Origin of the sequence: Kitasatospora sp. NA04385, assembly GCF_013364235.1 — a bacterium.
Taxonomy (GTDB): domain Bacteria; phylum Actinomycetota; class Actinomycetes; order Streptomycetales; family Streptomycetaceae; genus Kitasatospora.
This window is the reverse complement of the sequence record NZ_CP054919.1, coordinates 3,975,847-4,000,720: the sequence shown is the minus strand read 5'-3', so window position 1 is coordinate 4,000,720 and position 24,874 is coordinate 3,975,847. Positions and strand designations below refer to the sequence as shown.

21 protein-coding genes are annotated in these 24,874 nt (G+C 73.2%); 11 read left to right on the top strand and 10 right to left on the bottom strand.

Features of this window, described 5'->3' with window-relative positions; genetic code table 11:
- Positions 1-33: 33 nt before the first annotated feature.
- Complete coding sequence (locus HUT16_RS17865) at positions 34-333, bottom strand: hypothetical protein (protein ID WP_176189159.1); 300 nt, start codon at positions 331-333, stop codon at positions 34-36.
- A 675-nt stretch (positions 334-1,008) separates the two neighbouring features.
- Here HUT16_RS17865 and HUT16_RS17860 point away from each other — a divergent pair.
- Both HUT16_RS17860 and HUT16_RS17855 read left to right on the top strand, forming a co-directional pair.
- Positions 1,009-2,220, top strand: coding sequence for a hypothetical protein (locus HUT16_RS17860; RefSeq protein WP_176189158.1), 1,212 nt, complete (start codon positions 1,009-1,011; stop codon positions 2,218-2,220).
- A gap of 106 nt (positions 2,221-2,326) precedes the next feature.
- On the top strand, positions 2,327-4,396 hold the full coding sequence (locus HUT16_RS17855; protein ID WP_176189157.1) for a lipopolysaccharide assembly protein LapB: 2,070 nt from the start codon (positions 2,327-2,329) through the stop codon (positions 4,394-4,396).
- A gap of 134 nt (positions 4,397-4,530) precedes the next feature.
- Here HUT16_RS17855 and HUT16_RS17850 read toward each other — a convergent pair whose 3' ends face one another.
- Positions 4,531-5,088 (bottom strand): YbjN domain-containing protein, encoded by a 558-nt coding sequence (locus HUT16_RS17850; protein ID WP_176189156.1) that lies wholly within the window; start codon positions 5,086-5,088, stop codon positions 4,531-4,533.
- Between the two features lie 502 nt (positions 5,089-5,590).
- On the opposite strand from HUT16_RS17850, the gene HUT16_RS17845 reads away from it, so the two are divergent.
- Entirely contained in the window at positions 5,591-6,361 is a 771-nt protein-coding gene (locus HUT16_RS17845; protein WP_176189155.1) for a hypothetical protein, read from the top strand.
- Between the two features lie 78 nt (positions 6,362-6,439).
- Here the strand turns inward: HUT16_RS17845 and clpB are convergent, their stop codons facing one another.
- Both clpB and HUT16_RS17835 read right to left on the bottom strand, forming a co-directional pair.
- Positions 6,440-9,043 (bottom strand): ATP-dependent chaperone ClpB, encoded by a 2,604-nt coding sequence (gene clpB / locus HUT16_RS17840; RefSeq protein ID WP_176189154.1) that lies wholly within the window; start codon positions 9,041-9,043, stop codon positions 6,440-6,442.
- 101 nt (positions 9,044-9,144) lie between these two features.
- Positions 9,145-10,077: a LysR family transcriptional regulator gene (locus HUT16_RS17835; RefSeq protein WP_176189153.1), complete on the bottom strand. Its 933-nt coding sequence runs from the start codon at positions 10,075-10,077 to the stop codon at positions 9,145-9,147.
- A 70-nt stretch (positions 10,078-10,147) separates the two neighbouring features.
- Between HUT16_RS17835 and HUT16_RS17830 the strand changes: the two genes are divergently transcribed.
- The 7 genes from HUT16_RS17830 to HUT16_RS17800 all read left to right on the top strand — a co-directional run bounded on the left by HUT16_RS17830 (position 10,148) and on the right by HUT16_RS17800 (position 18,152).
- Positions 10,148-11,248 (top strand): C4-dicarboxylate ABC transporter, encoded by a 1,101-nt coding sequence (locus tag HUT16_RS17830; RefSeq protein ID WP_176189152.1) that lies wholly within the window; start codon positions 10,148-10,150, stop codon positions 11,246-11,248.
- Positions 11,249-12,124: 876 nt separating this feature from the next.
- Positions 12,125-13,138: a LuxR family transcriptional regulator gene (locus HUT16_RS17825; protein WP_254897852.1), complete on the top strand. Its 1,014-nt coding sequence runs from the start codon at positions 12,125-12,127 to the stop codon at positions 13,136-13,138.
- Complete coding sequence (locus HUT16_RS17820) at positions 13,131-14,258, top strand: LuxR C-terminal-related transcriptional regulator (protein ID WP_176189151.1); 1,128 nt, start codon at positions 13,131-13,133, stop codon at positions 14,256-14,258. Before HUT16_RS17825 ends, HUT16_RS17820 begins: the two co-directional genes overlap by 8 nt.
- 4 nt (positions 14,259-14,262) lie before the next feature.
- Positions 14,263-15,204, top strand: coding sequence for a LuxR family transcriptional regulator (locus HUT16_RS17815; protein ID WP_176189150.1), 942 nt, complete (start codon positions 14,263-14,265; stop codon positions 15,202-15,204).
- The gene (locus tag HUT16_RS17810) at positions 15,201-16,151 is read left to right on the top strand and encodes a LuxR C-terminal-related transcriptional regulator (RefSeq protein ID WP_176189149.1); all 951 of its coding nucleotides are present in this window, start codon (positions 15,201-15,203) and stop codon (positions 16,149-16,151) included. The genes HUT16_RS17815 and HUT16_RS17810 overlap by 4 nt, the downstream gene beginning before the upstream one ends.
- 1 nt (position 16,152) lies before the next feature.
- The gene (locus HUT16_RS17805; RefSeq protein WP_176189148.1) at positions 16,153-17,124 is read left to right on the top strand and encodes a LuxR family transcriptional regulator; all 972 of its coding nucleotides are present in this window, start codon (positions 16,153-16,155) and stop codon (positions 17,122-17,124) included.
- Between the two features lie 35 nt (positions 17,125-17,159).
- Positions 17,160-18,152 (top strand): LuxR C-terminal-related transcriptional regulator, encoded by a 993-nt coding sequence (locus HUT16_RS17800; RefSeq protein ID WP_176189147.1) that lies wholly within the window; start codon positions 17,160-17,162, stop codon positions 18,150-18,152.
- 7 nt (positions 18,153-18,159) lie between these two features.
- Here the strand turns inward: HUT16_RS17800 and HUT16_RS17795 are convergent, their stop codons facing one another.
- A complete protein-coding gene (locus HUT16_RS17795) occupies positions 18,160-18,765 on the bottom strand; it encodes a hypothetical protein (protein ID WP_176189146.1) in 606 nt (201 codons plus the stop codon).
- 346 nt (positions 18,766-19,111) lie between these two features.
- On the opposite strand from HUT16_RS17795, the gene HUT16_RS17790 reads away from it, so the two are divergent.
- A complete protein-coding gene (locus tag HUT16_RS17790; protein ID WP_176189145.1) occupies positions 19,112-19,285 on the top strand; it encodes a hypothetical protein in 174 nt (57 codons plus the stop codon).
- Between the two features lie 103 nt (positions 19,286-19,388).
- Here the strand turns inward: HUT16_RS17790 and HUT16_RS17785 are convergent, their stop codons facing one another.
- The 5 genes from HUT16_RS17785 to dnaK all read right to left on the bottom strand — a co-directional run bounded on the left by HUT16_RS17785 (position 19,389) and on the right by dnaK (position 24,856).
- Entirely contained in the window at positions 19,389-20,393 is a 1,005-nt protein-coding gene (locus HUT16_RS17785; protein WP_176189144.1) for a helix-turn-helix domain-containing protein, read from the bottom strand.
- Positions 20,394-20,598: 205 nt separating this feature from the next.
- On the bottom strand, positions 20,599-21,129 hold the full coding sequence (locus HUT16_RS17780; protein WP_254897851.1) for a heat shock protein transcriptional repressor HspR: 531 nt from the start codon (positions 21,127-21,129) through the stop codon (positions 20,599-20,601).
- Between the two features lie 7 nt (positions 21,130-21,136).
- Complete coding sequence (dnaJ, locus tag HUT16_RS17775) at positions 21,137-22,285, bottom strand: molecular chaperone DnaJ (protein WP_176189143.1); 1,149 nt, start codon at positions 22,283-22,285, stop codon at positions 21,137-21,139.
- 136 nt (positions 22,286-22,421) lie between these two features.
- Positions 22,422-23,012, bottom strand: a complete 591-nt coding sequence (grpE, locus tag HUT16_RS17770) for a nucleotide exchange factor GrpE (RefSeq protein ID WP_176189142.1) — start codon at positions 23,010-23,012, stop codon at positions 22,422-22,424.
- Positions 23,009-24,856, bottom strand: coding sequence for a molecular chaperone DnaK (gene dnaK / locus HUT16_RS17765; RefSeq protein ID WP_176189141.1), 1,848 nt, complete (start codon positions 24,854-24,856; stop codon positions 23,009-23,011). Before dnaK ends, grpE begins: the two co-directional genes overlap by 4 nt.
- Positions 24,857-24,874: the final 18 nt, after the last annotated feature.

Sequence of the window (24,874 nt, the reverse complement as noted above, 5' to 3'; positions counted from 1 at the left end):
CATCCAGGGGCGCGCGGCGGACGCCAAGGGCGGTCAGCGCGGGAGCGCCCGGAGGGCCTCGGCGAGGGTGGTGCCGGCGGACCGCCGGGCCAGGAAGCCGTCGCCGACGTACTCGGCGAGGTGCCAGCGCCCGTCGGCCTCCAGCAGCGCCGGGCAGGGGTCGGCCTCCGGCGGGACGAAGAGCAGGGCGCGCAGCCACGGCCGCAGCCCCTCGAACCACTTGCTCCAGCCCGCGCACCCGCTCGGCCACAGGTGCAGCGAGCGCTGCCGGTCGGCGCCGCGTACCAGAGCAGGTCGGGGCTCGGGCTCAGCGGCAGGTGGGCGTCGAAGCACAGGTGCAGGGCGCGGAGCAGCAGGCTCGTGGCGGAGTCGTCGGCGGGGGCCTCCGGGTGGCCGAGCAGCCGGTCGGTGGTGCGGTGGTGGACGGTGTGCGGCTCGCGGACGGCGGACCAATCGTGGTACGGGCGGTTCGGCGGGGTCGCTTCCGCACCATCCGCACCAGGAGGTGACGGGACGCTCGGTCATTCCCTCCGTTTCCTCTGGAAAAGGAGCTTCACTCTGATTCCCGGGGGCGGTTTCACGCATTGTTCACGTTCGCCCGGCGAAACGCGGCAGCTCAGCGGAGTGCGGCCGGGAATTCTTCCTACGCCGTTCATCGTGGTTCACACCGCCGCTATTGACGTGTCACGTTCACCGGCGGCAGGGTAGCTCCCGCTCGACCGTCCGGTCGGGCGAAACCGCGAGCAGGGAGGTTCTCGTGAAGTCGACCGCTGCCCTCAAGAAGACCGCGAAGAAGATCACCGTCCGTCGGACCGGCGACGTCCGCCTGACCTCGGCCGCCTGTCAGTGCCCGTACCACGCTGCCGCCTGACGGTGACCCCGTGAGACGCGCCCGGGTCGGCCGGAACGCCCCGGCGCGACCGCCGTGCCGGGGAATTCCGGAAAACCCGTGCGGGCGGCGGTCCGGAATTCCGGCCGCCGCGGAACGCCAGACGATTTGGGGGCGCCGTGAACGAATCCACCATCGCGCTGCACGAGCTGAGTTTCGTTCCGGAGGGCGACGAGGTGCTGGTCGGCCGGCTCGACACCGGTTCGTACGCGGTGTTCCCGGCGGACGGCGCCCAGCTGCTCCGGCGGCTCACCGAGGGAATGCCGCTGGACGCGGCCGCCGAGTGGTACGAGGAGACCTTCGAGGAGGCGGTGGACGTCGAGGACTTCCTCGACACCATCCGCGAACTCGGCTTCGTCCGGGAGACCGGGGACGAGCGGGCCGAGCCCGCCGCGCCGGTGGGCCTGCGCCGGCTGGGGCGGGCGGCGTTCTCCGCACCGGCCTGGGTCTGCTACCTGGCCGTGGTGCTGCTGTGGCTGCTGGCACTGACCCGGTACGACGGGCTGCGGCCCGACCCCTCGCAGGTCTTCTTCGTGAAGTCGCTGCTGGTGGTGCAGCTGGTGATCACCTTCGGCCAGGTCCCGCTGCTGCTGGCGCACGAGGGCTTCCACATCCTGGCCGGGCGCCGGCTCGGCCTGCCGACCAAGCTGCGGCTGAGCAACCGGCTGACGTACATCGTCGCCGAGACCGAGACCAACGGGCTGCTGAGCGTCGAGCGCCGCAAGCGCTACCTGCCGTTCCTGGCGGGCATGCTGTGCGACGCCGTGGTGCTGGCCGGGCTCGGCCTGGCCGCGCTGGCCGGGCGGCACGCCGACGGGAGCTTCTCCACCGCGGGCCGGCTCTGCCTGGCGCTCGCCTTCACCGTGGTGATGCGGATCGTCTGGCAGTTCCAGCTCTACCTGCGCACCGATCTCTACTACGTCTTCGCCACCGCGCTGGGCTGCTACGACCTGCACGAGGCGGCCAAGGCCGTGCTGCGCAACCGGATCTGGCGCCGGCTCGGCCGCCCCGAACGGCAGGTCGACGAGAGCGGGTGGACCGCGCAGGACCGCCGGGTCGGCGCCTTCTACGGCCCGTTCATCGTGCTCGGCTTCTGCACCCTGGCCGCGATCACCGTGTTCGCCAGCATCCCGGTCACTCTGGAGTACCTGCGGATCGCCGCCCGCGCGCTCGGCTCGGGCCGGGTCGACGCCCGTTTCTGGGACTCCGCGCTCTCGCTGCTGCTGAACGCGGCCCAGGTCGCCACGCTGATCGTGCTGGCCCGCCGCAAGCGCCGCGAACAGCGCCGCCCCCTCGCCCCGGCCGCCCCCGGGGCCGTCACCACCGCCTAGACCGGGCCGCCCGCCGCCCCGACCGCTTCGGCCGTTCCCGCTTCGGCCCGCCCCGCCGCCCCGATCGCTCCCGCCGCCCCGCCGCCCCGCTCGCCTCGAAGGAAGGGTGAACCCGCAGATGGCCTCCCACCGCTGGATCGCCGGCACGCTCCCGACCCCCGCCGAGCCGGACGAGGACGGCACCGTCACCGCCCGCTGCCACCGGCGGCTGCGCGGGCCGTACACCGGGGTGGACACCGTGCTGCGCGCCGTGCTGCCCGAGGCGGTCCGCCGGTGGCCCGAGCTGGTCGACTTCCACCGGGTGGAACTGCTGTACGGGATGCCCGAGTTGGAGGACCTGATCGGCCCCGCGCCGCGCACCCTGGCACTCGACTCCTCGTACCGGGAGCGCACCCGGTTCTTCGGCGCCGGAATGATCCGCTGCATGAGCCAGGGCGTGGTCACCTTCCTGACCGAGCACGCCCGCCGGCTGCGCACGGCCGGCGAGCCGCCGCTGCGCCTGCTGCTCACCCAGGTCGAGCACGCCGAGCCGACCACCCAGGAGCTGATCGCCCTGCTGCTGCGCCGGGCCGACCCCGAACGGCTGCGGGTGACCGTCCGCACCGGCCCGGGCGAGCTGCCCGCCGACCTGCGCGACGCGCTGCGCCGGTACGCCGAACGGGCCGAGCCGGCGGCCGACGGCGAACGGGCGCCCGGTCGCGGCGGGGAGGAGGCCGTCCGGTCCTACGTGCGCGGCGACTGCACCTCCGACGACCCGGCCGAGCAGCGCGCCTACCGGGAGGCGGCGCCCGAGCTGCGCGCCCGGCTGCACGACCGGCGGGCCGAGGAGCTGGAACGCGCCGGGGCCGGCCCCGGGCAGCGGGTCGGCGCGCTGACGCACCACCGCGAGCACGGCGGCGACCCGGCCGGGGCCGGGCGGGCCGCACTGCTGGAGGCCCAGCGGTACTGCGTCGAGGTGGGCTTCTCGGCCGCGGTGGTCGACCTCGGACTGCGCGGCCGGGCCGTCACCGACCCGGACGAGCACCAGCACGACTTCTGGGAGTTCACCCAGCAGGCGGCGGCGGCCTGCATCCCGCTGGGCCGCACCGAGCAGTCGATGGAGCTGTACCTCGACGTCATCCAGCGCTTCCCGGACCCGAAGGTCCACATGATGACCAGCTACTCCATCGCGATGCTGCACACCCGCTTCCTGCGGCCGCGCGACCACGACCTGGCGCTGCGCTGGCAGAACAACGCGGCCGCGATCGCGAGCATCCTGCCCGACGAGGCCGAGCGGCTCACCTTCAGCGTCTTCCACGACAACGGCCTGGCCCTGGTCGAGATGCACCGCGGCAACCTGGAGCGGGCGCTGTCCCTGGTGGAGTCCTGCATCGCCCGGCTCGACGCCCGCCTGACCGAGGACCAGTGGCGCCTGCACCGCTCCCAACTGCTGTACAACCGGGCCCGGTTGCTCACCGCCACCGACCGGCTGGACGAGGCGTTCGCGGACTACTCCACCCTGGTCGACCTCGACCCGTACTACACCGACTACCTCTCCGAGCGGGCCCGGATCCACCGCGTCCGGGGCGACTTCGACGCCGCGCTGGCCGACTACGACCGCGCGGTGGAACTCGCCCCGCCGTTCCCCGAGCTGTACTACAACCGGGGCACCGCCCGGGCCGAGGCGGGCGATCCCAAGGGCGCGCTGGCCGACTTCGGCTACGCCCTGGAGATGGAGCCGGACGACCTCGACACCCGGCTGGCCCGGGCCGAACTCCTGCTGGAGGAGGAGGAGTTCGACGCCGCGATGGCGGACGTCGAGGCCGGCCTCGAACGGCGGCCCGAGGACGCCCGGCTGCTGTGCATGCGCGGCACCGTCGCCCTGCAGCGCGGCGACCTCGCCGAGGCGCTGGCCGCACTGGACGCCGCGCTGGCCCGCGACCCCGAGTACCCGGCCGCGCTGCTCAACCGGGCCGTCGTCCAGCACGAGCAGGGCCGCCCGGCGGCCGCCGTCGCCGACCTGACCGCCCTGCTCGACCTGGTCGGCGAGGACCCCGACGTGCTGCTCAACCGCGGCATCGCGCACCTGGCCGACGGCCGCCCCGACCTGGCCCTGGCCGACTTCGACCGGGCGCTGGCCCTGCCCGGCGCCGACCTCGCCGAACTGGCGGCGCACCGGGCCCGCTGCACCGGCTGACCGCCCCCGGGCCGGGGCGGACGTGCTGGGGGCCGACGAGGACGGCCGCGGACCGTCCTGCCGACGCGGACGGGCCCGCCGCCTGCGTGTCGCGCAGGGCGGCGGGCCCGTCCGGGGCTGCTGCGGGGGAGGGGTCAGGCCTCGTCGGCCGGGCCCTCGTCCTCGGTGGCGGCGTCGTCGCCGTCCTCGGCCTTGCCGTCGCCGAGCTGCTCGACCATCCACTGCTCGAAGCCGACCGCGGCCTGCGTCCAGTTGGCGGTGGTGCCGACGAAGTACTCCAGGTTGACGCCGTTGCCGACGATCATCTGGGACTCACCGATCAGCCGGACCACGCCGTCGTCGTGGGTGTGGGTGTAGACCTTGGGCCACAGGGTCTCGCGGTTCCACTCGTCGATCAGCGCGAGGATCTCGGGCTTCTGCTCCAGCGGGAACGGACGGTCGTAGAACGCCCGGACCGCGAACAGCTCCTTGTGGTCGCCGCGGAACATGTAGTAGACGCGGAAGTTCTCCCAGGGGGCGGTGAGGTCGCCCTCCTCGTCCACCACGTGCTTGAGCTGCATCTGGTCCAGCAGCTGGGCCACCAGGTTCTGGTCCGGGACGATCACCGGCGGCGGCCCGGCCGGAGCGCCACCGGGCTGGCCGCCACCCTGCGGCAGGCCGAAGGACGGGATGGACGACGGGTCGATGCTCACGGGGGTGTCCCTTTCACGGTGCACGGTCGGCTGCCGATGGGGGGCCGCCTTTCCTGTCTCCATCCTGCCTCATTCGGGGCCCGGGGCACAGGGTGCACCTCGGTGAGTGATCATGTCCCTGCAAGCCGTGGCGCCCGCACCGGAACCGCCGCCCGCGCCGCCCCGCCGGGGCCCGGACCGGACGGCCGGTCAGTGCCCCTGCCCGGTACGGGAGTTGCGCGGCCGGGGGCGGGCCGTTAGCGTCCGACCGGATATGTCCCGGGCCGGGCCGCGGGGGTGCGCCGCCGACCGGGGGACGTCGCACGGCTGGGGGAGCGCATGACGGTACGGGGTGCCTCCGGCACGCGCCGCCGGGTGGGCCGGGTGCCCGCGGCGGCGGCCGCCGGGCTGCTGCTGGCGGGCCTGGCGGGCTGCTTCCCGTCCGGCGAGGGGCGGCGGGCCCGGGCCTGCCGCCGCCGTCGGTCCCGGCCGCCCGCCGGCGCCGGCCAGCGCCCGGGCCGGGATGGCGGCCCTGCCGCTGGCCGCCTACGGGCAGGACGAGGAGCAGGCCCGCCGCCGCTTCCGGGCCGTCCGGGTGCTCACCGCGCAGTGCATGCGACAGGCCGGCTTCCCGTCCTACGACCCCGGGGACGGCTTCCTGCCGCCGGACGGCCCGACGGGCGAGACCACCGGCGCGGGAGGTGTCGCGGACGGCGGTACGGGCACCGGCGCGGGCGGTGTCGCGGACGGGAGCGCGGCCGGGGCGTTCGGGTACCTCGGGGCGCAGGCGGGCACGCGGGGCTTCCACACCGCCCGGGCGGAGCCGGCCGGGGCCGGGGCGCGGCAGGTCCCCGAGGCGGAGCAGCGGGCGGGCGACGACTGCGCGCGCAGGGGCCTGGAGCGGATCACCGACGCCGAGTCGGAGCCCGCCGAGCTGTACCGGCGGCTGTACGGGGAGTCGCTGCGGGCCACCGCCGCGGACGCCCGGGTGGTGGCCGCCACCGCCGCCTGGCGGGAGTGCGTGGGCCGGGCGGGCGTCCGGGCCGAGGACCCGCAGTCGCTGGCGGTGCAGTACCAGGGCGCCGGGCCGGACGTCACGCCGCAGGAGCTGGCCGCGGCCCGGGCCGACGAGCGGTGCACCGCCGAGGTGAACCTGGCGGGCCTGTGGTTCGCGGTGCTGGCGGGCTACCAGCGCGAGCAGGTCGCCCGGCACGCCGGGGAGTTGGAGCCGCTGAAGCGGGCGCTCGTCGAACAGGACCGCCGCTACGCCCGGATCATCGACACCGACGGCTGAAGCGGCGGCCGGGTCGGCGGCGCACGCGCGTCGGCGGGCGGCGCCGGGAGGAGCCCGGTGCCGCCCGCCGACGGTGCGTCACTTCGCCAGTGAGGTGCGCGGCCCGACGGTCAGCCGGTCGGCGGAGCCGTCGTGGTCGACCACCACCGTCTCGCCGTCGTGCACCCGCCCGGAGAGGATCTCCTTGGCCAGCTGGTCGCCGATCGCGGACTGCACCAGCCGGCGCAGCGGCCGGGCGCCGTACGCCGGGTCGTAGCCGGTGAGCGAGAGCCAGTCCCGGGCCGCCGGGGTGACGTCCAGGGTGAGCCGGCGCTCGCGCAGGCGGCGGGAGAGCGCGTCGACCTGGAGGTCGACGATCCGGCTCAGCTCGGCGGTGCCCAGCGGGTCGAACACCACGATGTCGTCCAGCCGGTTCAGGAACTCCGGCTTGAAGGACTGCCGCACCGTCTCCAGCACCAGCTCCTTCTTGCGCTCCTCGGGCGTGGCCGGGTTGACCAGGTACTGGGAGCCCAGGTTGGAGGTGAGGATCAGGATCGCGTTGCGGAAGTCCACCGTGCGGCCCTGGCCGTCGGTGAGGCGGCCGTCGTCCAGCACCTGGAGCAGCACGTCGAACACCTCGGGGTGGGCCTTCTCCACCTCGTCCAGCAGGACGACGCTGTACGGGCGGCGGCGGACCGCCTCGGTGAGCTGGCCGCCCTCCTCGTAGCCGACGTACCCGGGCGGGGCGCCGACCAGGCGGGAGACCGAGTGCTTCTCGCCGTACTCGCTCATGTCGATCCGGACCATGGCGCGCTCGTCGTCGAAGAGGAAGTCCGCCAGCGCCTTGGCCAGCTCGGTCTTGCCGACGCCGGTCGGGCCGAGGAACAGGAACGAGCCGGTCGGGCGGTCCGGGTCGGCGATGCCGGAGCGGGTGCGGCGCACCGCGTCGGAGACGGCGCGGACGGCCTCGTGCTGGCCGATCAGGCGGCGGCCGAGCTCCTCCTCCATCCGCAGCAGCTTGGCGCTCTCGCCCTCCAGCAGCCGGCCGGCCGGGATGCCCGTCCAGGACGCGACCACGTCCGCCACGTCGTCCGGGCCGACCTGCTCCTTGACCATGGTGGTGCTCGGCTCGTCCGCCGCGCGGTCCTGCGCCTCGGTGAGCTCGCGCTCGGCGGCCGGGATCTCGGCGTACATCAGCTTGGAGGCGCGCTCGAAGTCGCCGTCGCGCTGGGCGCGGTCCAGGGCGCCGCGCAGGTCGTCCAGGCGCTCCTTGAGCTCGCCGACCCGGTTGAGCGACTTCTTCTCCTGCTCCCAGCGGGCGTTGAGGGTGCTCAGCTGCTCCTGCTTGTCCGCCAGGTCCCGCCGGAGCTTGCCGAGCCGCTCGACCGAGGCCGGGTCGGACTCCTTCTCCAGCGCCAGCTCCTCCATCCGCAGCCGGTCGACCGAGCGCTGCAGCTCGTCGATCTCCACCGGGGAGGAGTCGATCTCCATCCGCAGCCGGGAGGCGGCCTCGTCGACCAGGTCGATCGCCTTGTCGGGCAGGAAGCGGGCGGTGATGTACCGGTTGGACAGCGTCGCCGCGGCGACCAGGGCGGCGTCGGTGATCTCCACCTTGTGGTGCGCCTCGTAGCGGCCCTTGAGGCCGCGCAGGATCGCGATGGTGTCCTCGACGGTCGGCTCGCCGACCATGACCTGCTGGAAGCGGCGCTCCAGGGCCGGGTCCTTCTCGATCCGCTCGCGGTACTCGTCCAGCGTAGTGGCGCCGACCATCCGCAGCTCGCCGCGGGCCAGCATCGGCTTGAGCATGTTGCCCGCGTCCATCGAGGAGTCGCCGCCGGCGCCCGCGCCGACCATGGTGTGCAGCTCGTCGATGAAGGTGATCACCTGGCCGTCGGACGCCTTGATGTCGTTCAGGACGGCCTTGAGCCGCTCCTCGAACTCGCCGCGGAACTTGGCACCCGCGACCATCGCCGCCAGGTCGAGCGAGACCAGGCGCTTGCCGCGCAGCGACTCCGGCACGTCGCCCGCGACGATCCGCTGGGCCAGGCCCTCGACCACGGCGGTCTTGCCGACGCCGGGCTCGCCGATCAGCACCGGGTTGTTCTTGGTGCGCCGGGAGAGCACCTGCACCACCCGGCGGATCTCCTGGTCGCGGCCGATCACCGGGTCGAGCTTGCCGTCCCGGGCGGCCTGGGTCAGGTCCGAGCCGTACTTCTCCAGCGCCTTGTAGGTGCCCTCCGGGTCCTTCGAGGTGACCCGGGCGCTGCCCCGGACCTCCTTGAACGCGGCCAGCAGCGCCTGGGCGGTGGCCCCCTGCTGCCGCAGCAACTCGGCGACCGGCCCGCCCTCGGCGGCCAGGCCGACCAGCAGGTGCTCGGTGGAGACGTACTGGTCGTCCAGGTCGTCGGCGCGCTTCCCGGCCTCCTCCAGCACGGCCAGGGTGTCGCGCGCGAGGTTCGGCGCGGCGACCGTGGAGCCCTGGGCGGCGGGCAGGGCGGCGGCCTGCTGGCGGGCGGCGGCGGTGACGCGCCCGGCGTCCGCCCCGACGGCCTCCAGCAGCGGGCGGGCCAGGCCGTCCGGCTGGTCGAGCAGGGCCAGCAGGATGTGCACCGGCTTGACGTCCGGGTTCCCCGCGGCGCTGGCCTGCCGGATGGCGGAGGACAGCGCCTCCTGCGTCTTGCTGGTGAACTTACTGGCGTCCACTGCGGGCATACCCCTCTCGTCTCGGGACTGGTGCGAGTCTGCTGACTACAGCATGCACTAAGTTGAGTCTATTCCGCTCAGGTTTTACGAAGGGTTTCCGCTCAGTTCTTCCGGACGCCCCGCCGTTCGGGCGCGGGCGCCCGGGTCAGCCCCAGCAGCTCGCGGGCTGGCCCGGCCGGGCGCTGGCCGGCCGGCCAGACCGCGCGCAGCGGCCGCTGGAGCTCCAGGCCCTCCAGCGGCACCGCCACCAGCCGACGGGTGGCCAGCTCCTCGGTCACCGCCAGCTCGCTCAGGCAGACCGGGTCCGCGCCGGTCATCGCGGCCGCCTTCAGCGCCGTCGAGGAGGCCAGCTCCAGCCGGGGCGCGGCCGGGCCGCCGTACGGGGCGAGCGCCTCCTCCAGCACCTCCCGGGTGCCGGAGCCGACCTCGCGCAGCACCAGCGGGGTGGCGGCCAGCTCGGCGCCGGTCACCGGGGCGCGGCGGCGGGCCCAGCGGTGCTCGGGGGAGACCACCACCACCAGCCGGTCGGCGGCCACCACCGCGCCGGACAGGCCGGGCGGGGTGGAGGTGCCCTCGACGAAACCGAGGTCGGCCTCGCCGGCCAGCACCTGGGCGGCCACGTCGTGCGAGTTGGCGGTGCGCAGGGTGACGGCGGTGCCCGGGCTGGCCTCGTGCAGGGCCAGCAGCCAGCCGGGCATCAGGTACTCGGCGACGGTCAGGCTGGCCACCACCCGCAGCCGGGCGTCCCGGCGGCCGCGCAGCGCGTCGATCCCGGCGTCCAGGGCCTGCGCGGCCTCCACCACCTGCCGGGCCCACTCGACCACCAGCCGGCCCGCCTCGGTGGGCCGGGAGCCGCGCGGCGAGCGCTCCAGCAGCGGCACCCCGATCTGCCGCTCCATGCCCTTGATCCGGGCGCTCGCGGCGGGCTGGCTGACGCCCAGTTCGGCGGCGGCCCGGCCGACGCTGCCCAGCCGGGCCACGGCGAGCAGCAGCTCCAGGGCGCCGAGTTCCGGGACGTGCGGGGAGAGAGCCATAGGCCCAGGCTATGTCCTCATAGCGGACGTCCCGCTACCCGCGTCCCCCGCGGCGGCCGAGGGTGGAGCCATGGCAACCCTCCTCGCGCCGCGCGCCACCCTGCGCGGCCTCGACCTCTCCCGGCTCGGACCCCACTGGTACGCCACCGTGATGGGCACCGCGATCACCGGCAACGCCGCCGCCGCGCTGCCGGTGGACGTCCCCGGCCGGGCGGCCCTCGCCGAGGCGGTCTGGACGCTCTCGCTGCTGATGCTGGCCGTCCTGCTGGCCGGCCGCGCCGTCCACCTGACCCGGCACCGCGAGCAGGCCCGGCGCACCCTGCTGGAGGACCCGTCCGCCGCCGTCTTCTACGGCTGCCCGCCGATGGCCCTGCTGGCCGTCGGCTACGGCGCGCTGACCGTCGGCGGCCCGCTGCTCGGCGACCGGACCGCCCTCGCGCTCGACGTCCTGCTGTGGACGACGGGCACGGCGTACGCCCTGCTGGTGGCCGCCGGACTGCCGTACCTGATGATCACCCGGCACCGGCTGTCCGCGCTGGAGGCCAACCCGACCTGGCTGCTGCCGGTGGTCGCGCCGATGGTGTCCGCCGCGCTCGGCCCCGCGCTGGTCCCGCACCTGCCCGGGGGGACGGCCCGGCAGGCGCTGCTGTACGGCTGCGCGGCGATGTTCGGCGCCAGCCTGCTGGCCACCCTGGTGCTGCTGCCGGTGGTCCTCGGCGGCCTGCTCCACAGCAAGCTGCCCGCCCTGGTGCTCACCCCCTCGCTGTTCCTGGTGCTCGGCCCGCTGGGCCAGTCCACCACCGCCGTGCAGAAGTTCGCCGACGCGGTGCCGCTGGCCCTCCCCGGGGGCGGCGAGCGGGCCGCCGCCGTCGCCCGCGCCCTGGCCGAGGTGTACGGCGTCGCGGTGATGGGATTCGCCCTGCTCTGGCTGGCGGTCGCCCTGGCGGCCAACCTGCGGGCCCTGCGGGCCGAAATGCCGTTCGCGATGACCTGGTGGGCCGCCACCTTCCCGGTCGGAACGCTCGTCACCGGCTCGATCGGGCTCGCCGCCCACACCGGATTCGCCGGATTCACCGCGCTCGCCGCCGGGCTCTACCTGCTGCTGCTCGCCGCCTGGGCGGTGGCGCTGGTGCGCACCGCGGCCGGTCTGCGGGCGGGCCGCCTGCTGTGACCTGCGCGGATGCGGGGGCGCGCTGGCGCACCGGCGCCCGGGCGCCCGACGGTGCGGGTGGGGCCGGGGGCGTCGGCAGCGGTGCCGGGGCCGGGCCGGAGCGGGCGGTTCGCGGGCGGCCGTTATTCAGCGGTGCGCATTCCGGATCGGTGGATTCTGCGGAGGACCGTCGAATTCCGGTGGAGGGCAGTGACATTCCGGGCCGCCGCGACGCCACCGGCCCGCACCTGCCGCGACGGCCTCCCGAATGCGTGTTCGGGAGAGGGGGGGCAATGCGGCGGAAAGCGCCATTCGGGGCGCCGCGCCGGGGCGTTTGCTGCAGGTTCCTGCACTTGCGGGAACCTGCACCCGGAGAGCACTTGTTCGGAGTTCGCGCCGCTGTGAGGGTGTAGTCACGCCAGGTCGTCCGGGGCAGCCGCAGCCCGAGTCGGCGACTTGCTCTTCGCGTGGGGGCGACAGGTGCGTTCGTATCTGCGCAACGGGGGGAAGAGCACCGGCCGGTACGCCACGTGTGGTGGTGGCTACCGGGACCGGATCGGTGAGGCGTTGCTGCTCCGCCTCACCGAAGCGCCATGACGCTGGCGTGACACGAGCGGGTCCTCCGGGATCCGGGTGCCGAACGGCACCCGCCCCGGGGGACGCGCCCGTAACCGCGGACGACTCCCGCCGTCGGACCGGACGGCCCGGCTGGGATCATCATCCGCAAACGGAGGAACACGGCAGGGAGTGCTCGACGTGGCAGCGGACCACCCGAAGTCCGAACCGGACACCGCGCCGCCCCGACCGGGCGGCGGGCCCGCGGACCGGGACACCGCACCGTCCGGACCGGACGGCGGACCGTCCGACCCGACGACCGGAGCGTTCGACCCGGGGACCGTGCCTTTCGAGCCGGGCGCCGGAGCGTTCGACCCGGGCACCGGCCTGCCCGAGGAGGACGCCACCCGGCTCTACCTGGCCGTCCTCGCCGTCGGCGGCCGGGTACCGTTCGACGGGCCGCCCGCGCTCGGCCCCGACCTCACCCCCGAACGCCAACAGGCCCTGCTGGAACAGCTGGTGGCGATCGGACTGGTCCTGCCCAACCGGGCTGACCGCTGCTACGTCGCGGTCAGCCCGCGCGCCGTCGCCGAACGCCTCGGCGCCGACCTGCGCTCCCGCGCCACCCGCCTGCTGCTCGACGCCAACCGGCTGCCCGCCGCCCTCGACCCGCTCGCCCGCGCCTACGACGCCGTCCCCCGCCCCGTCGGCCGGACCGGACGGGCCGTCTACGTCGACGGCCAGGAGGACATCCGGCTGCGGATCGCCCAACTGGTCTCCGACTGCCGCCTCGAACTGCTCAGCGCCCAGCCCGGCCTGCGCCCGCCCGCCGTCCTCGAACTCGCCCACACCCAGGACCGGCGGATGCTCAGCCGGGGCGCCACCCTGCGCGCCCTCTACCAGCCCGTCGCGCTCACCGAGGACAGCGCCGTCCGGCACGCCACCTCGATGACCGAGCACGGCGCCCAACTGCGCGTCCTGGACGAGCCGTTCCTCCGCCTGATCGTCATCGACCGGCGGATCGCCGTCATCCCCGCCACCGAGGACCACAGCCGCGCCGCCTTCGTCGAGGACCCCGCCGCCATCGCCTACCTGGTGGCCGGCTTCGAACGGGACTGGTCCCGCGCCGAACAGGTCCACTGGCACCGCCTCGACACCCGCACCCTCACCCGCACCATCACCGACCGGGTCGGCCGCCTGCTCGCCCAGGGCCTCACCCAGCGCGCCGTCGCCACCCGCCTCGGCCTCTCCGAACGCACCGTGGCCGGCCACATCTCCCGCCTGCGCGACCTGTACGGCGCCGGCACCCTGTTCCAGCTCGGCTGGCTGATGAGAGGCGGCGGCGGGCATGGCTGACCCGATCCCCACGCACGCGGCCCCGCCGGTCCCCGCGTCCGCCGCCGCCGTGTCCGCGTCCGCCGCGTCCGCCGCCGTGGCCGCCGCGGTGGCCGCCGCCGCGGCGACCGGGTGCGGGCCGCTGGACGAACGGGCCTGGCGCCTCTACCTGGACGTCCTCGAAGCCGGCGGCCGGATCGCGGCCGAAGCCGTCCCCGCCGCCTACGTCGCCGCCCGGGCTTCGCACGCCGCCCGTGCCGCCCACGCCGCCGACCCCGGCCGGGGCCCGCTCGCCGAACTGCTGCGCACCGGCCTGCTGGTCTCCGACGGCATGGACGGCTCCTACCTGGCCGTCGATCCCCGCTTCGTGGCCGACACCCTCGGCACCGAGATGAACGCCGAGGCCACCCGCCTGCTCAACCGGGCCGAGCGCCTGGCCGCCGACCTCGACCCGCTGATCGCCGCCTACGACAGCGTGCCCCGCCCGTCCGGACCCGGCTCCGCCGACGTCCAGGTCACCGGACGCGAGCACATCCGGCAGCGGATCGCCCAACTCGGCGCCGCCTGCCGGGAGGAGGCCCTGACCGCCCAGCCCGGCCACGCCGTCCCCGCCGCCCTGGAACTCTCGCTGCGCCAGGAGCTCCCGCTGCTGCGCCGCGGCTGCCGGATCCTCACCCTCTACCAGCCCACCGCCCTCGCCGAACCCGCCGTGATCCGCTACGCCGCCACCGTCACCGAGGCCGGCGGCGAGGTCCGGCTCCTCGACGAGCCCTTCCAGCGCGCCCTGGTCTTCGACCGCGCCACCGCCGTGGTGCCCGCCTCCGACGACCTCGGCCGGGCCGCCGTGCTCTCCGACCCCGCCACCGTGGCGATGATCGTCGCCAACTTCGACCGCGACTGGGCCCGGGCCGAACGCGTCTGCTGGAACACCCTGCTCGACAGCACCCCCACCCGGCCCGCCGCCGCCGACCGGATCGGCCGCCTGCTCGCCCAGGGCCTCACCCAGAAGGCCATCGCCACCCGCCTCGGCCTCTCCGAACGCACCGTGGCCGGCCACATCTCCCGCCTGCGCGACCTGTACGGCGCCGAGACCCTGTTCCAGCTCGGCTGGCTGATGCGGGACGGCGGGCACCGTGCCTGAACCGATGGGGTCCGCGCCGAACGAGGCCGAGAAGGCGCTGTACCTGGCCGTGCTGCGGGCCGGCGGCCGGGTGCCCGTCCGGGAGGCGGCCGAGCAGGACGCCGCCGCCACCGCCCGGCTGATCGCGCTGGGGCTGCTGGTCCACCACGACGAGAGCGAGCAGCTCACCGCCGTCAACCCGCGCACCGTCAGCGGCCGGCTGAGCCGGGAGCTGCGCGAGGCCGGCACCCGGCTGTTCGAGGCGGCCGAGCACGTCCCCGCCGAACTCGACGGCCTCACCGACGCGTACGACAGCGCCGCCCGGCGCGAGGACCACGGGCGGCAGATCATGCACGTGCTGGACGTGGACCGGATCCGCCACCGCCTGCTGCAGATCGAGGCGGACTTCCGCGAGGAGGTGCTGGCCGCCCAGCCCGGCCGACGTCCGCCGGTGTACCTGGAGAAGAGCGCCCGCAGCGAGAAGGCGCTGGCGGGCGGCGCCCGGATGGACATCCTCTACCAGCCCGTCGGCAAGTCCGACCCGGCGGTGGTCGACTACGCGGTGCGGGCCACCGGCTGGGGCATGCGGCTGCGCGTCCTGGACGAGGACTTCACCCGGATGCTGATCTTCGACCGCAAGGTGGCGATCATCTCCGCGTCCGCCGACAACCGCACCGCCGCGTTCATCGAGGACCCCGCGGTGGTCGACCACCTGGTACGGCTCTTCCTCCGCGACTGGGAGCGCGCCGAACGCGTCCCCTGGCACGACCTCGCGGGCGACAGCGTCCCCCCGGTCGCCGAACAGATCGGCCGCCTGCTCACCACCGGCCTCACCCAGCGCGCGGTGGCCTCCCGCCTCGGCCTGTCCGAACGCACCGTCGCCGAACACATCGCCCGCCTGCGCGAACGCTACGACGCCGCCACCCTCTTCCAGCTCGGCTGGCTGATGCGGGAGGGGGCCCGGTGAGCACGAGCCTGCCGAACGGGGCCGAGCGCGCCCTGTACCGCGACGTGCTCGCCCAGGGCGGCCGGGTGCTGTTCCGCGAGGCGATGCAGCAGGACCCGGACGCCACCCTCGGGCTGATCCGGTCGGGCCTGCTCGTCCGGCACGACACCGACCAGTCGCTGACGGCCGTCAACCCGCGCGCGGTCGGCGCCCGGCTCAGCGCCGACCTGCGCAGCGCCGCCACCCGGAAACTGGTGCAGGCCGAACGCGCCGCCGGGCAACTGGACGACCTCACCCACGCGTACGACAGCTCCCCGCAGCGCGTCGACCGCCGCAGCGAGGTGCAGCACGTCACGACCGGCCAGCAGATCCGGCACCGGATCATGCAGATCGAGGCCGAGATGCGCGAGGAGACGCTCGCCTACCAGCCCGGCGGCGCCAGGCCCACCCGCTTCATGCGGCAGTCCCTGATCCGCGACCGGCACTTCCTCGCGGCCGGGATCGCCCTGCGCACCCTCTACCAGCCCGGCGCGCTCACCCACCGCCCCACCGTCTCGTACGCGGCCTCCGTGACCCGCGCGGGCGAGGGCATCCGCGTCCTGGACGAGCCGTTCCGGAAGATGCTGATCTTCGACCGCAAGATCGCGATCATCAGCGCCGCCCCCGACGACAGCAGCGCCGCGTTCGTCGAGGACCCGGCCGTGCTGACCGCCATGGTCGGCCTGTTCGAGCGCGACTGGGCCCGCGCCGCGATCGTCGACTGGCACGCCCTGGCGGGCCGTCCGCGCACGACGGGCGTCCCGCCGGAGCTGACCGACCTGCTCGCGGCCGGCCTGACCCAGAAGGCCATCGCCTCCCGGCTGTCCCTCTCCGAGCGCACCGTCGCCGCGCACATCGCCCGCCTGCGCGAGCACCACGACGCCGAAACCCTGTTCCAGCTCGGCTGGCTGATGCGCGGAGGAGCCTGAGATGACGGTCCGGTTGCCGAACGAGGCCGAGCGCGCCCTGTACCGCGACGTCGTCGCGCAGGGCGGGATGGTGCTGCTCCGCGAGGCGATGGAGCAGGACCCGGACGCGGCCCTCGGGCTGATCGGGCTCGGGCTGCTGCTGCACCACGACCACGGGGAGATGCTGACGGCGGCTCACCCCGGTTCGTTCGGCGCGCGGTTGAGCGCCGAGCTGCGCAACTCGGCGACGGGGAAGCTGCGGGCGGCCGAGCACGCCGCGGCCCAGCTGGAGGACCTGGCGCAGGCGTACGACGCCGCCGCGCGCCGCGGCCGTTCGGCGCGGCCGCTGCAACTGGTGGCGGGGCCGCAGATCTCGCACCACATCGCCCGGATCGAGTCCGAGATGCGCGAGGAGACGCTGGCGGCCCAGCCCGGCGGGGCCCGGCCGATCCATGACATGCGGCAGACCAGGGCCCGTTCGCTGGGCTTCCTGGCGAGCGGCATCGAGCTGCGTTCGATCTACCAGCCGGGCGCGCTCCTCGACCCTCCCACCGTCTCGTACGCGGCCGAACTCACCGCCGCGGGCGAGCGGTTCAGGGTGCTGGACGAGCCGTTCCGCCGGATGGTGATCTTCGACCGCCGGGCCGCGGTGGTCTCGGCGGCCCCGGACGACCGCCAGGCGGTGCTGGTGGAGGACCCGGCGGTGCTGACCACCCTGGTGGCCCTGTTCGAGCGGGACTGGGCGCGGGCCGAACGGGTCGACTGGCAGGCCCTGGCGGGGCGTCCGCGGGAGAGCGGGGTGCCGTCCGAGCTGACCGACCTCCTCGCGGCGGGTCTGACCCAGCGGGCGATCGCCTCCCGCCTCGGGCTTTCGGAGCGGACGGTGGCCGGTCACATCGCCCGGCTGCGGGAGTTCTACGATGCGGAGACCCTGTTCCAGCTCGGCTGGCAGCTGCGCGGGGTGTCCGGACGACCCACCGTGCCGCCGGGGTAGGACCCGGGGCGGACGGCCGAGGAGGAGTGGGAGCTGTGAGCGAGTCGAACGGAGCCGCACTGCCGAGCGAGTCGGAGCGGCGGTTGTACCAGCAGATCCTGGACCAGGGCGGGCGGGTCTCGTTCCGCGAGGCGGTCGAGCAGGACCCGACCGGGGTGCTGCGGCTGATGGAGCTGGGGCTGCTGGTGCACGACGCCGCGGACCAGGCGCTGACGGCGGTCAACCCGCGCGCGGTCAGCGACCGGATCAGTGCCGAGCTGCGCGCCGAGGGCACCCGGATGCTGCTGCGCGCCGAGGAGATGCCGACGCTGCTGGAGGACCTCACCCACGCCTACGACGCGACGCCGCGCCGGGCCGACCGCTCCAGCGTGGTGCAGCACGTCGACCGGACCGAGCAGATCCGGCACCGCGTCCAGCAGTTGGCGAGCGAGGCGTACGAGGAGGAGCTGTCCCTGCACCCGGGCGGGGCCGGGCCGGCGGACCTGCTGGAGGAGTCGCCGGAGCGCACCCGCCGCTTCCTGGAGCGGGGTGCGAGCATCCGCACCGTCTACGAGCCGACCGCGCTGCTGGACGAGACGACGGTTCGCTGGGCGGAGAGGGTCACCGGCTGGGGAGGCCGGTTCCGCACCTTGAGCGAACCCTTCAGCAGAATGTTGATCTTCGACCGCCGGATCGCCGTCGTTCCGGCGTCGGCCGACCATTCGAGTGCCGCGTTCATCGAGGATCCGGCGGTGGTCTCGTTCCTGGTCGCCGCCTTCGAGCGGGACTGGGAGCGGGCCGAGCGGATCCAGTGGCGCTCCGCCGAGCACGAGGGCGAGAGCGTGGTCCCGGTCCACGAGCAGGTGGGCCGGCTGCTCGCCCAGGGCCTGACCCAGAAGACCATCGCCTCCCGGTTGGGCCTCGGTGAGCGCACCGTCGCCGCGCACATCTCGCGGCTGCGCGAACTCCACGACGCGGAGACCCTGTTCCAGCTGGGCTGGCAGATGCGGGGAGCCGGGGAACCGCGTGCGGGGGACGCCGACGACTGACCCGCGGTCAGCCGGTGGCGATCTCCGGGGACCAGAAGCCGTACGGGGCGTGCTCGCGGCGCGGACGCGGGAACTGCTCGCCGGGCGCGGTCCAGAAGCCGCCGCGCAGCGACAGCGCCATCCCGGCCCAGTCCAGCGCGGTCTCCACGGTGTGGTGCAGCGCCTCCTGCGACCAGGTGTCGTCGAACACCAGCGGCAGCACCGGCGAGACCTGCTCGATGGTCGCGATCAGCGGGTTGTGCGTGATCGCCTCGTCCACCAGCAGCACGATCGGCTTGCGCAGCGCCGACGCCCAGCCGAGCTCCAGGCTCACCCCGGCCGACAGCGGCGCGCCCACGTAGGCGAACACCAGGTCCGCGCTCTGCATCGCCCGGAAGTCGGAGGGCACCCGCTGCTCCGGCGCCCGCCCCGCCACCGTCCACGCGTCACTGTGGTGCGCGCTGTACACCGCCGCCCCGCTGTCCAGCAGCGTGCTTCGCAACGTGGTCAGCCGAGTCCGGCTCGCCAACGTCACCACACTGTCCGCCGGCCCGGTCAGCCGCATCAGCGGCGCGGCCAGGAAGACCCGTGCGCGACGCCCTTCGGCGCGGTGCTGCAGGTGGTGCTCACTCATGTCGACTCCGGGTGATTTGCCTGCCAAAGGGAGCTAGGACTGGCAGGCGGATCGGACAATGGCTGCTCAGCGGACTGTTGTGACGCGTTGATCGTCTATTTGAATGAGCATCGGCAAGTGTGGTGAGCCTGTCGAGCCCAATCGAGAGCGAACTGATCGTCCATCGCGGCGCGACCCCTCGTCCAGGTTCGAGAGGTGTCATCTGGACGCCTGGCAGAGAGATGACAGCCTTCCCCGCGCCCAGGGGTGACATGGCGTAACGCTTGCGGTACCTTCGCACGGTAGTTTGGTGCCCGGTGTCGGATTTGTATCGAGAGGGGAATTAGGGGTGGGCATAATGTCGCGCATGCGCCGGATTGTCCTGAAGGCGGTACTTCCGGTGGCCTGTGGCGTTGCGGTGGTGCTCGGAGCGCTGGTCTTCAGCCAGGACGCAGCTTCGGACCGGGCGAATCAGGCGGGCCAGGCGGGCCAGGCGGATCGATCGGTCACTCTGGCCGCATTGGATCTTAACTGGGGTTGATGGGATCGGTTCTGAGCGCGGGTGCTGTGCCTGGACGGGGGCGTTTTCTCCCTGTGGGCGTAGAAAATGCCGGGCCTCCGCACCTCGCTGTGGTCGATCCTTGTCACTCTTCGGCGATTTCGGTTGTGCTCGTTGCGGATCGGCCCAGGGCGTAGCCCAGTTGGAAGAGCGAGTCGACATTGTAGTCCTCTCGCATCTCCGCCAGGTGCCTGGCGAGCGTCCTCTCGCTGATTCCCAGGCGGCGGGCGATGACGCGGTGGTTGGTTCCCGCGAGGAGTAGGTCCACAATTGTCTGCCTGAGTCGCGAAACCACTTCCTGTGGGACGTTCCGCTCTCCGTCGAAATCTAGCGCGCGGGTCCAATTCCGCTCAAATACTTCTTCCTGCAGGAAGTTGACCACTGATTGGTCATGGATGAAGGTGGCGAAGTTGTTGATGTCCTCGACCGACGGCAGGACGGCGACCTTTCGATCTATGATGATCAGCCGGGTATAGGGCTCGTCGAGGGTGCGGAACTGCCAGCCTTCTGCTGATAGGGTCGCCACGTAGTCGCGGGTCGACTGGTGGTAACGGGTGCTTGCGTGGTAGATCGTTCGCATGGCCGTGCCGCGGCGGACGGATTTCAGATCGCCTTCCAGGCTCCCGGCAAGCAGTTCGGGAGGGCGAGGCCCCCCGGGTTGCATCGCCACTGCCTCGGTGATTCCCGCCGCAGTGATCTGCTGCAGACGCTGGTTTATGAGCGCCTGTCCGCGGACGTATTCGATGGCACCGCCGCTCTGCTCTGGTGAGTGAAACGCATCGGCGAGCTCGGTGAGTTCGGACGGAATGGAAACTGCGCGGGACAGCAGGTCCAATGCTTGGCGTTGCCAGCGGATGCTCAGCGTGGATGCCAACTGTGAGGGGTCGATTGCGACGAGATTTCCGGCGTGATCGGTGTCGTGGACGAGCAGGCCCAGCGAAACCAGTTCGTCGAGTGCGGCGCCGGATATTTCCGAGTCGATTTTGACGGTGCCGCCGAGATCTTTGATGATCCGGAGGTAGAGCGCATGGGCTTCGGCGGACAAGCTGTTCGAACCGTAGGCCGTGCCAGGGAGATCACGCGCGCTCATCCTCACCCCTTGTCGCTGGCCTGTCAGTTCACCCCACGGGCTCCGGGCATCTGACTGAGTTTAGGCCGGAGTCGGATGCCCGAGCCGGATTATTTTCTACTCTGGCTGGTCCTGCCAGCTGGTGCTCGCTGGCACTCTCTCACGGAACGGAGAGTCGCCGGCACCCCCCGAACGGGAGGTACCGGCGGCGTCGTGCCGATGGTGCTCAGCGCTTGGGCCGCCACACCACCAGTGCGCTGGACTGCTGGACCTGCTGGTAGGGGACCAGGTCGCGGCGGTAGGAGGCGTGGACGGCGGCCTCGCGCTGCTGGAGGGTGGCGGCGGCGCCCTCCAGGGCGTCGACGAGTTCGGCGACGCGGGACTGGAGGGCGGCGACCTGGTTCTCCAGTTCGATGATGCGCTTGATACCGGCCAGGTTGATGCCCTCGTCCTGGGAGAGGCGCTGGACCTCGCGCAGCTGCTGGATGTCCCGGGCGGAGTAGCGGCGGCCGCGGCCGGCCGTGCGGTCGGGGCTGACCAGGCCGAGGCGGTCGTACTGGCGGAGGGTCTGCGGGTGCAGGCCGGAGAGTTCGGCGGCGACGGAGATGACGTAGACCGGGGTGTCCTCGGTGAGGACGTACGGCGGGGCGGCGGCGCGGGGGCGGCCGCCGCCGGGCAGGCCCTCGCCGAGACCGGGGCCGGGGCCGATCCGGCCGGTGCCGTCGGGGCCGTGGCTACTGTCGGAGTGGGGACTCATCGGGATCTCACGCTCCCTCCGCCGCCTTGAACAGGGCGGCTCGCGGGTCGTCCGAGGCGGTGGCCTCGCGGTACTGCTCCAGTGCCGTCAGCGCGTCTCCGGTGACGTGCGTGGGCACCGTGACCTCCACGGTGACCAGCAGGTCGCCGCGGGTGCCGTCTTTGCGGGTGGCGCCCTTGCCGCGGGCCCGCATGGTCAGGCCGTTGGCGCTGCCGGGGGGCAGCTTGAGCTTCACGGCCGGGCCGTTCAGGGTCGGCACCTCGATGGTGCCGCCGAGCGCGGCTTCGGGGAAGCTCACCGGCACCGTGACCGTGAGGTTGTCGCCCTTGCGTCCGAACACCGGGTGCGGGTCGACGTGCACGGTGACGTAGAGGTCCCCGGGCTGGCCGCCGCGCTCGCCCTGGGCGCCCTTGCCCTTGAGCCTGATCCGCTGGCCGTCCTGCACCCCGGCCGGGATGCGGACCTGCATGGTGCGGGCCGAGGAGGCCCGGCCGCTGCCGTGGCAGACGGTGCACGGGTCGTCGACGATCATGCCGCGGCCCTTGCAGTCCCGGCAGGGCTCGGAGAGGGCGAAGGCGCCCTGGCCGCGGCTGACGGTGCCGGCGCCGACGCAGGTCGGACAGACCCGCGGGGTGGTGCCGGCCTTGGCGCCCGTCCCGGCGCAGGCGCGGCAGGCGGCCTGGGAGGTCATCCGCAGCGGCACGGTCGCGCCGTCCACGGCCTCCTCGAAGTTCAGCGTGACCTCGGTCTCGACGTCCGCCCCGCGGCGCGGCTGGGCGGTCTGTCGGCCGCCGCGGTTGAACAGGCCGCCGAACACGTCGCCGATGCCGCCGCCGCTGCCGCCGCCCCCGCCGTTGAACAGGTCCCCGAAGTCGAAGCCGCCGGCCGCGCCCGCCCCGCCGGGGCGGAAGCCGCCGCCCGCGAACAGCGAGCGGGCCTCGTCGTACTCCTTGCGGCGCTTCTCGTCGGAGAGCACGTCGTACGCCTCGGAGATGTCCTTGAACCGCTCCTCGGCCTTGGTGTCACCCTTGTTCGCGTCCGGGTGGAACTCGCGGGCCAGCTTGCGGTAGGTCTTCTTGATCTCTGCGGCGGTGGCGTCCTTGGGCACGCCGAGGACCTTGTAGTAGTCCTTCTCCACGTAGTCCTTAGCGCTCATGGCCTTTGACCGCCACCTCCCGGAATCCCGAAGTTCTGTTGCGAAGCGGCGCCGCGGCGCGGCGCCTCGATACGGCGCTGCGGAGCCGGCCGCCGTACTGGACGACGTACGACTCCGCAGCGCACGGGGACTCTACTCAGCTGTCGGACGAACCGTCAGCCTTGTCGTCGTCCGGCTCGCCGGTGGTCTGGGTGCCCGGCTGGGGCTCCGCGACCGCGACCATCGCCGGGCGGATGATCCGCTCGCCGATCCGGTACCCGGGCTGGAGGATCTGCACGCAGGTGTCCTCCGTCACGTCCGACGAGTAGCTGTGCATCAGCGCCTCGTGGATGGTCGGGTCGAAGGGCTCGCCCTCCTTGCCGAACTGCTGCAGCCCGAGCTTGGCGACGACCGTCTCCAGCGACTCGGCGACCGACTTGAAGCCGCCCGTCACCTCGCCGTGCTCGCGGGCCCGGCCGATGTCGTCCAGCACCGGGACCAGCGACTCCAGGATGTTGGAGACGGCGATCTCGCGGACGGTGGACCGGTCCCGCTCGACCCGCTTGCGGTAGTTCTGGTACTCGGCCTGGAGCCGCTGCAGGTCGGCGGTGCGCTCGCCGGCCTCGCGCTTGGCGGCGGCCAGCTCGTCGGCACCGGCGCCCGCGACGGCCTCCTCGGCTGCCTTGAGCACGGCCTCCTCGGCGGCGGAGTCGTCGCCGGGCTGCTCGCCCTGCGGCTTCTCCGTCATGCCGCACCGCCCTTGGGCTTCTCGTCGTCGACGATCTCGGCGTCCACCACGTCGTCGTCCTTGGCGCCCGCCTCGCCGGCCCCGGCCGCACCGGCCGCCGCGCCCGCGCCGTCGGCCTGCGCGTACAGCGCCGCGCCGAGCTTCTGGGCGGTGGTGGAGACCTTCTCGGTGGCGGTGCGGATGGCCGCGATGTCCTCGCCCTTGAGGGTCTCCTTGAGCTCGCCGATGGCGGTCTCGACCTCGGTCTTGACGTCGGCCGGGAGCTTGTCCGCGTTGTCCGCGATGAACTTCTCGGTCGAGTAGACGAGCTGCTCGCCCTGGTTGCGGGTCTCGACGGCCTCGCGGCGCTTGGTGTCCTCCTCCGCGTAGCGCTCGGCCTCCTCGCGCATGCGGTTGACCTCGTCCTTCGGCAGCGAGGAGCCGCCGGTGACGGTCATCTTCTGCTCCTTGCCGGTGCCGAGGTCCTTCGCGGCCACGTGCATGATGCCGTTGGCGTCGATGTCGAAGGTGACCTCGATCTGCGGCAGGCCGCGGGGGGCCGGCGGCAGGCCGGTCAGCTCGAACATGCCGAGCTTCTTGTTGTACGCCGCGATCTCGCGCTCGCCCTGGTAGACCTGGATCTGGACGGAGGGCTGGTTGTCCTCGGCGGTGGTGAAGATCTCCGAGCGCTTGGTCGGGATCGTGGTGTTGCGCTCGATCAGCTTGGTCATGATGCCGCCCTTGGTCTCGATGCCGAGGGACAGCGGGGTGACGTCGAGCAGCAGGACGTCCTTGACCTCGCCCTTGAGGACACCGGCCTGGAGCGAGGCGCCGATGGCGACGACCTCGTCCGGGTTGACGCCCTTGTTGGCGTCCTTGCCGCCGGTCAGCTCCTTGACGAGCTCGGCGACGGCCGGCATGCGGGTCGAGCCGCCGACCAGGACCACGTGGTCGATCTCGGACAGCTGGATGCCGGCGTCCTTGATCACGTTGTGGAACGGGACCTTGCAGCGGTCCAGCAGGTCGGCGGTGAGCTGCTGGAACTGGGAGCGGGTGAGCTTCTCGTCCAGGTGCAGCGGGCCCTCGGCGGAGGCCGTGATGTAGGGCAGGTTGATCGAGGTCTCCGAGGAGGAGGACAGCTCGATCTTGGCCTTCTCGGCGGCCTCGCGCAGGCGCTGGACGGCCATCTTGTCCTTGGACAGGTCGACGCCGTGGCCGGACTGGAAGACCTTCACCAGGTGGTCGACGACCCGCTGGTCCCAGTCGTCGCCGCCGAGGTGGTTGTCGCCGTTGGTGGCCTTGACCTCGACCACGCCGTCGCCGATCTCCAGCAGCGACACGTCGAAGGTGCCGCCGCCGAGGTCGAAGACCAGGATGGTCTGGTCGTCCTTGTCCAGGCCGTAGGCCAGGGCGGCCGCGGTCGGCTCGTTGACGATGCGCAGGACGTTCAGGCCCGCGATCTCGCCGGCCTCCTTGGTGGCCTGGCGCTCGGAGTCGTTGAAGTACGCCGGGACGGTGATGACGGCGTCGGTGACCGTCTCGCCCAGGTAGGACTCGGCGTCCCGCTTGAGCTTCTGCAGGACGAAGGCGGAGATCTGCTGCGGCGTGAAGTCCTTGCCGTCGATGCCGATCTTCCAGTCGGTGCCCATGTGGCGCTTGACCGAGCGGATGGTGCGGTCCACGTTGGTGACCGCCTGGCGCTTGGCCACCTCGCCGACGAGCACCTCGCCGTTCTTGGCGAAGGCGACGACGGACGGCGTGGTCCGAGCGCCCTCGGCGTTGGTGATGACCGTGGGCTCACCGCCCTCAAGAACACTGACGACGGAGTTCGTCGTACCGAGGTCGATGCCGACCGCGCGTGCCATCGTGAATACCTCCGGGGA

What these genes read in the sequence shown, in the direction of transcription:
- HUT16_RS17845 (WP_176189155.1), top strand. Translation starts at nt 5,591, where the DNA reads ATGGCGGCCCTGCCGCTGGCCGCCTACGGGCAGGACGAGGAGCAGGCC.
- HUT16_RS17835 (WP_176189153.1), bottom strand. Translation starts at nt 10,077, where the DNA reads ATGGCTCTCTCCCCGCACGTCCCGGAACTCGGCGCCCTGGAGCTGCTG.
- HUT16_RS17830 (WP_176189152.1), top strand. Translation starts at nt 10,148, where the DNA reads ATGGCAACCCTCCTCGCGCCGCGCGCCACCCTGCGCGGCCTCGACCTC.
- HUT16_RS17820 (WP_176189151.1), top strand. Translation starts at nt 13,131, where the DNA reads ATGGCTGACCCGATCCCCACGCACGCGGCCCCGCCGGTCCCCGCGTCC.
- HUT16_RS17815 (WP_176189150.1), top strand. Translation starts at nt 14,263, where the DNA reads ATGGGGTCCGCGCCGAACGAGGCCGAGAAGGCGCTGTACCTGGCCGTG.
- HUT16_RS17805 (WP_176189148.1), top strand. Translation starts at nt 16,153, where the DNA reads ATGACGGTCCGGTTGCCGAACGAGGCCGAGCGCGCCCTGTACCGCGAC.
- HUT16_RS17795 (WP_176189146.1), bottom strand. Translation starts at nt 18,765, where the DNA reads ATGAGTGAGCACCACCTGCAGCACCGCGCCGAAGGGCGTCGCGCACGG.
- HUT16_RS17790 (WP_176189145.1), top strand. Translation starts at nt 19,112, where the DNA reads ATGCGCCGGATTGTCCTGAAGGCGGTACTTCCGGTGGCCTGTGGCGTT.
- HUT16_RS17785 (WP_176189144.1), bottom strand. Translation starts at nt 20,393, where the DNA reads ATGAGCGCGCGTGATCTCCCTGGCACGGCCTACGGTTCGAACAGCTTG.
- HUT16_RS17780 (WP_254897851.1), bottom strand. Translation starts at nt 21,129, where the DNA reads ATGAGTCCCCACTCCGACAGTAGCCACGGCCCCGACGGCACCGGCCGG.
- dnaJ (WP_176189143.1), bottom strand. Translation starts at nt 22,285, where the DNA reads ATGAGCGCTAAGGACTACGTGGAGAAGGACTACTACAAGGTCCTCGGC.
- grpE (WP_176189142.1), bottom strand. Translation starts at nt 23,012, where the DNA reads ATGACGGAGAAGCCGCAGGGCGAGCAGCCCGGCGACGACTCCGCCGCC.
- dnaK (WP_176189141.1), bottom strand. Translation starts at nt 24,856, where the DNA reads ATGGCACGCGCGGTCGGCATCGACCTCGGTACGACGAACTCCGTCGTC.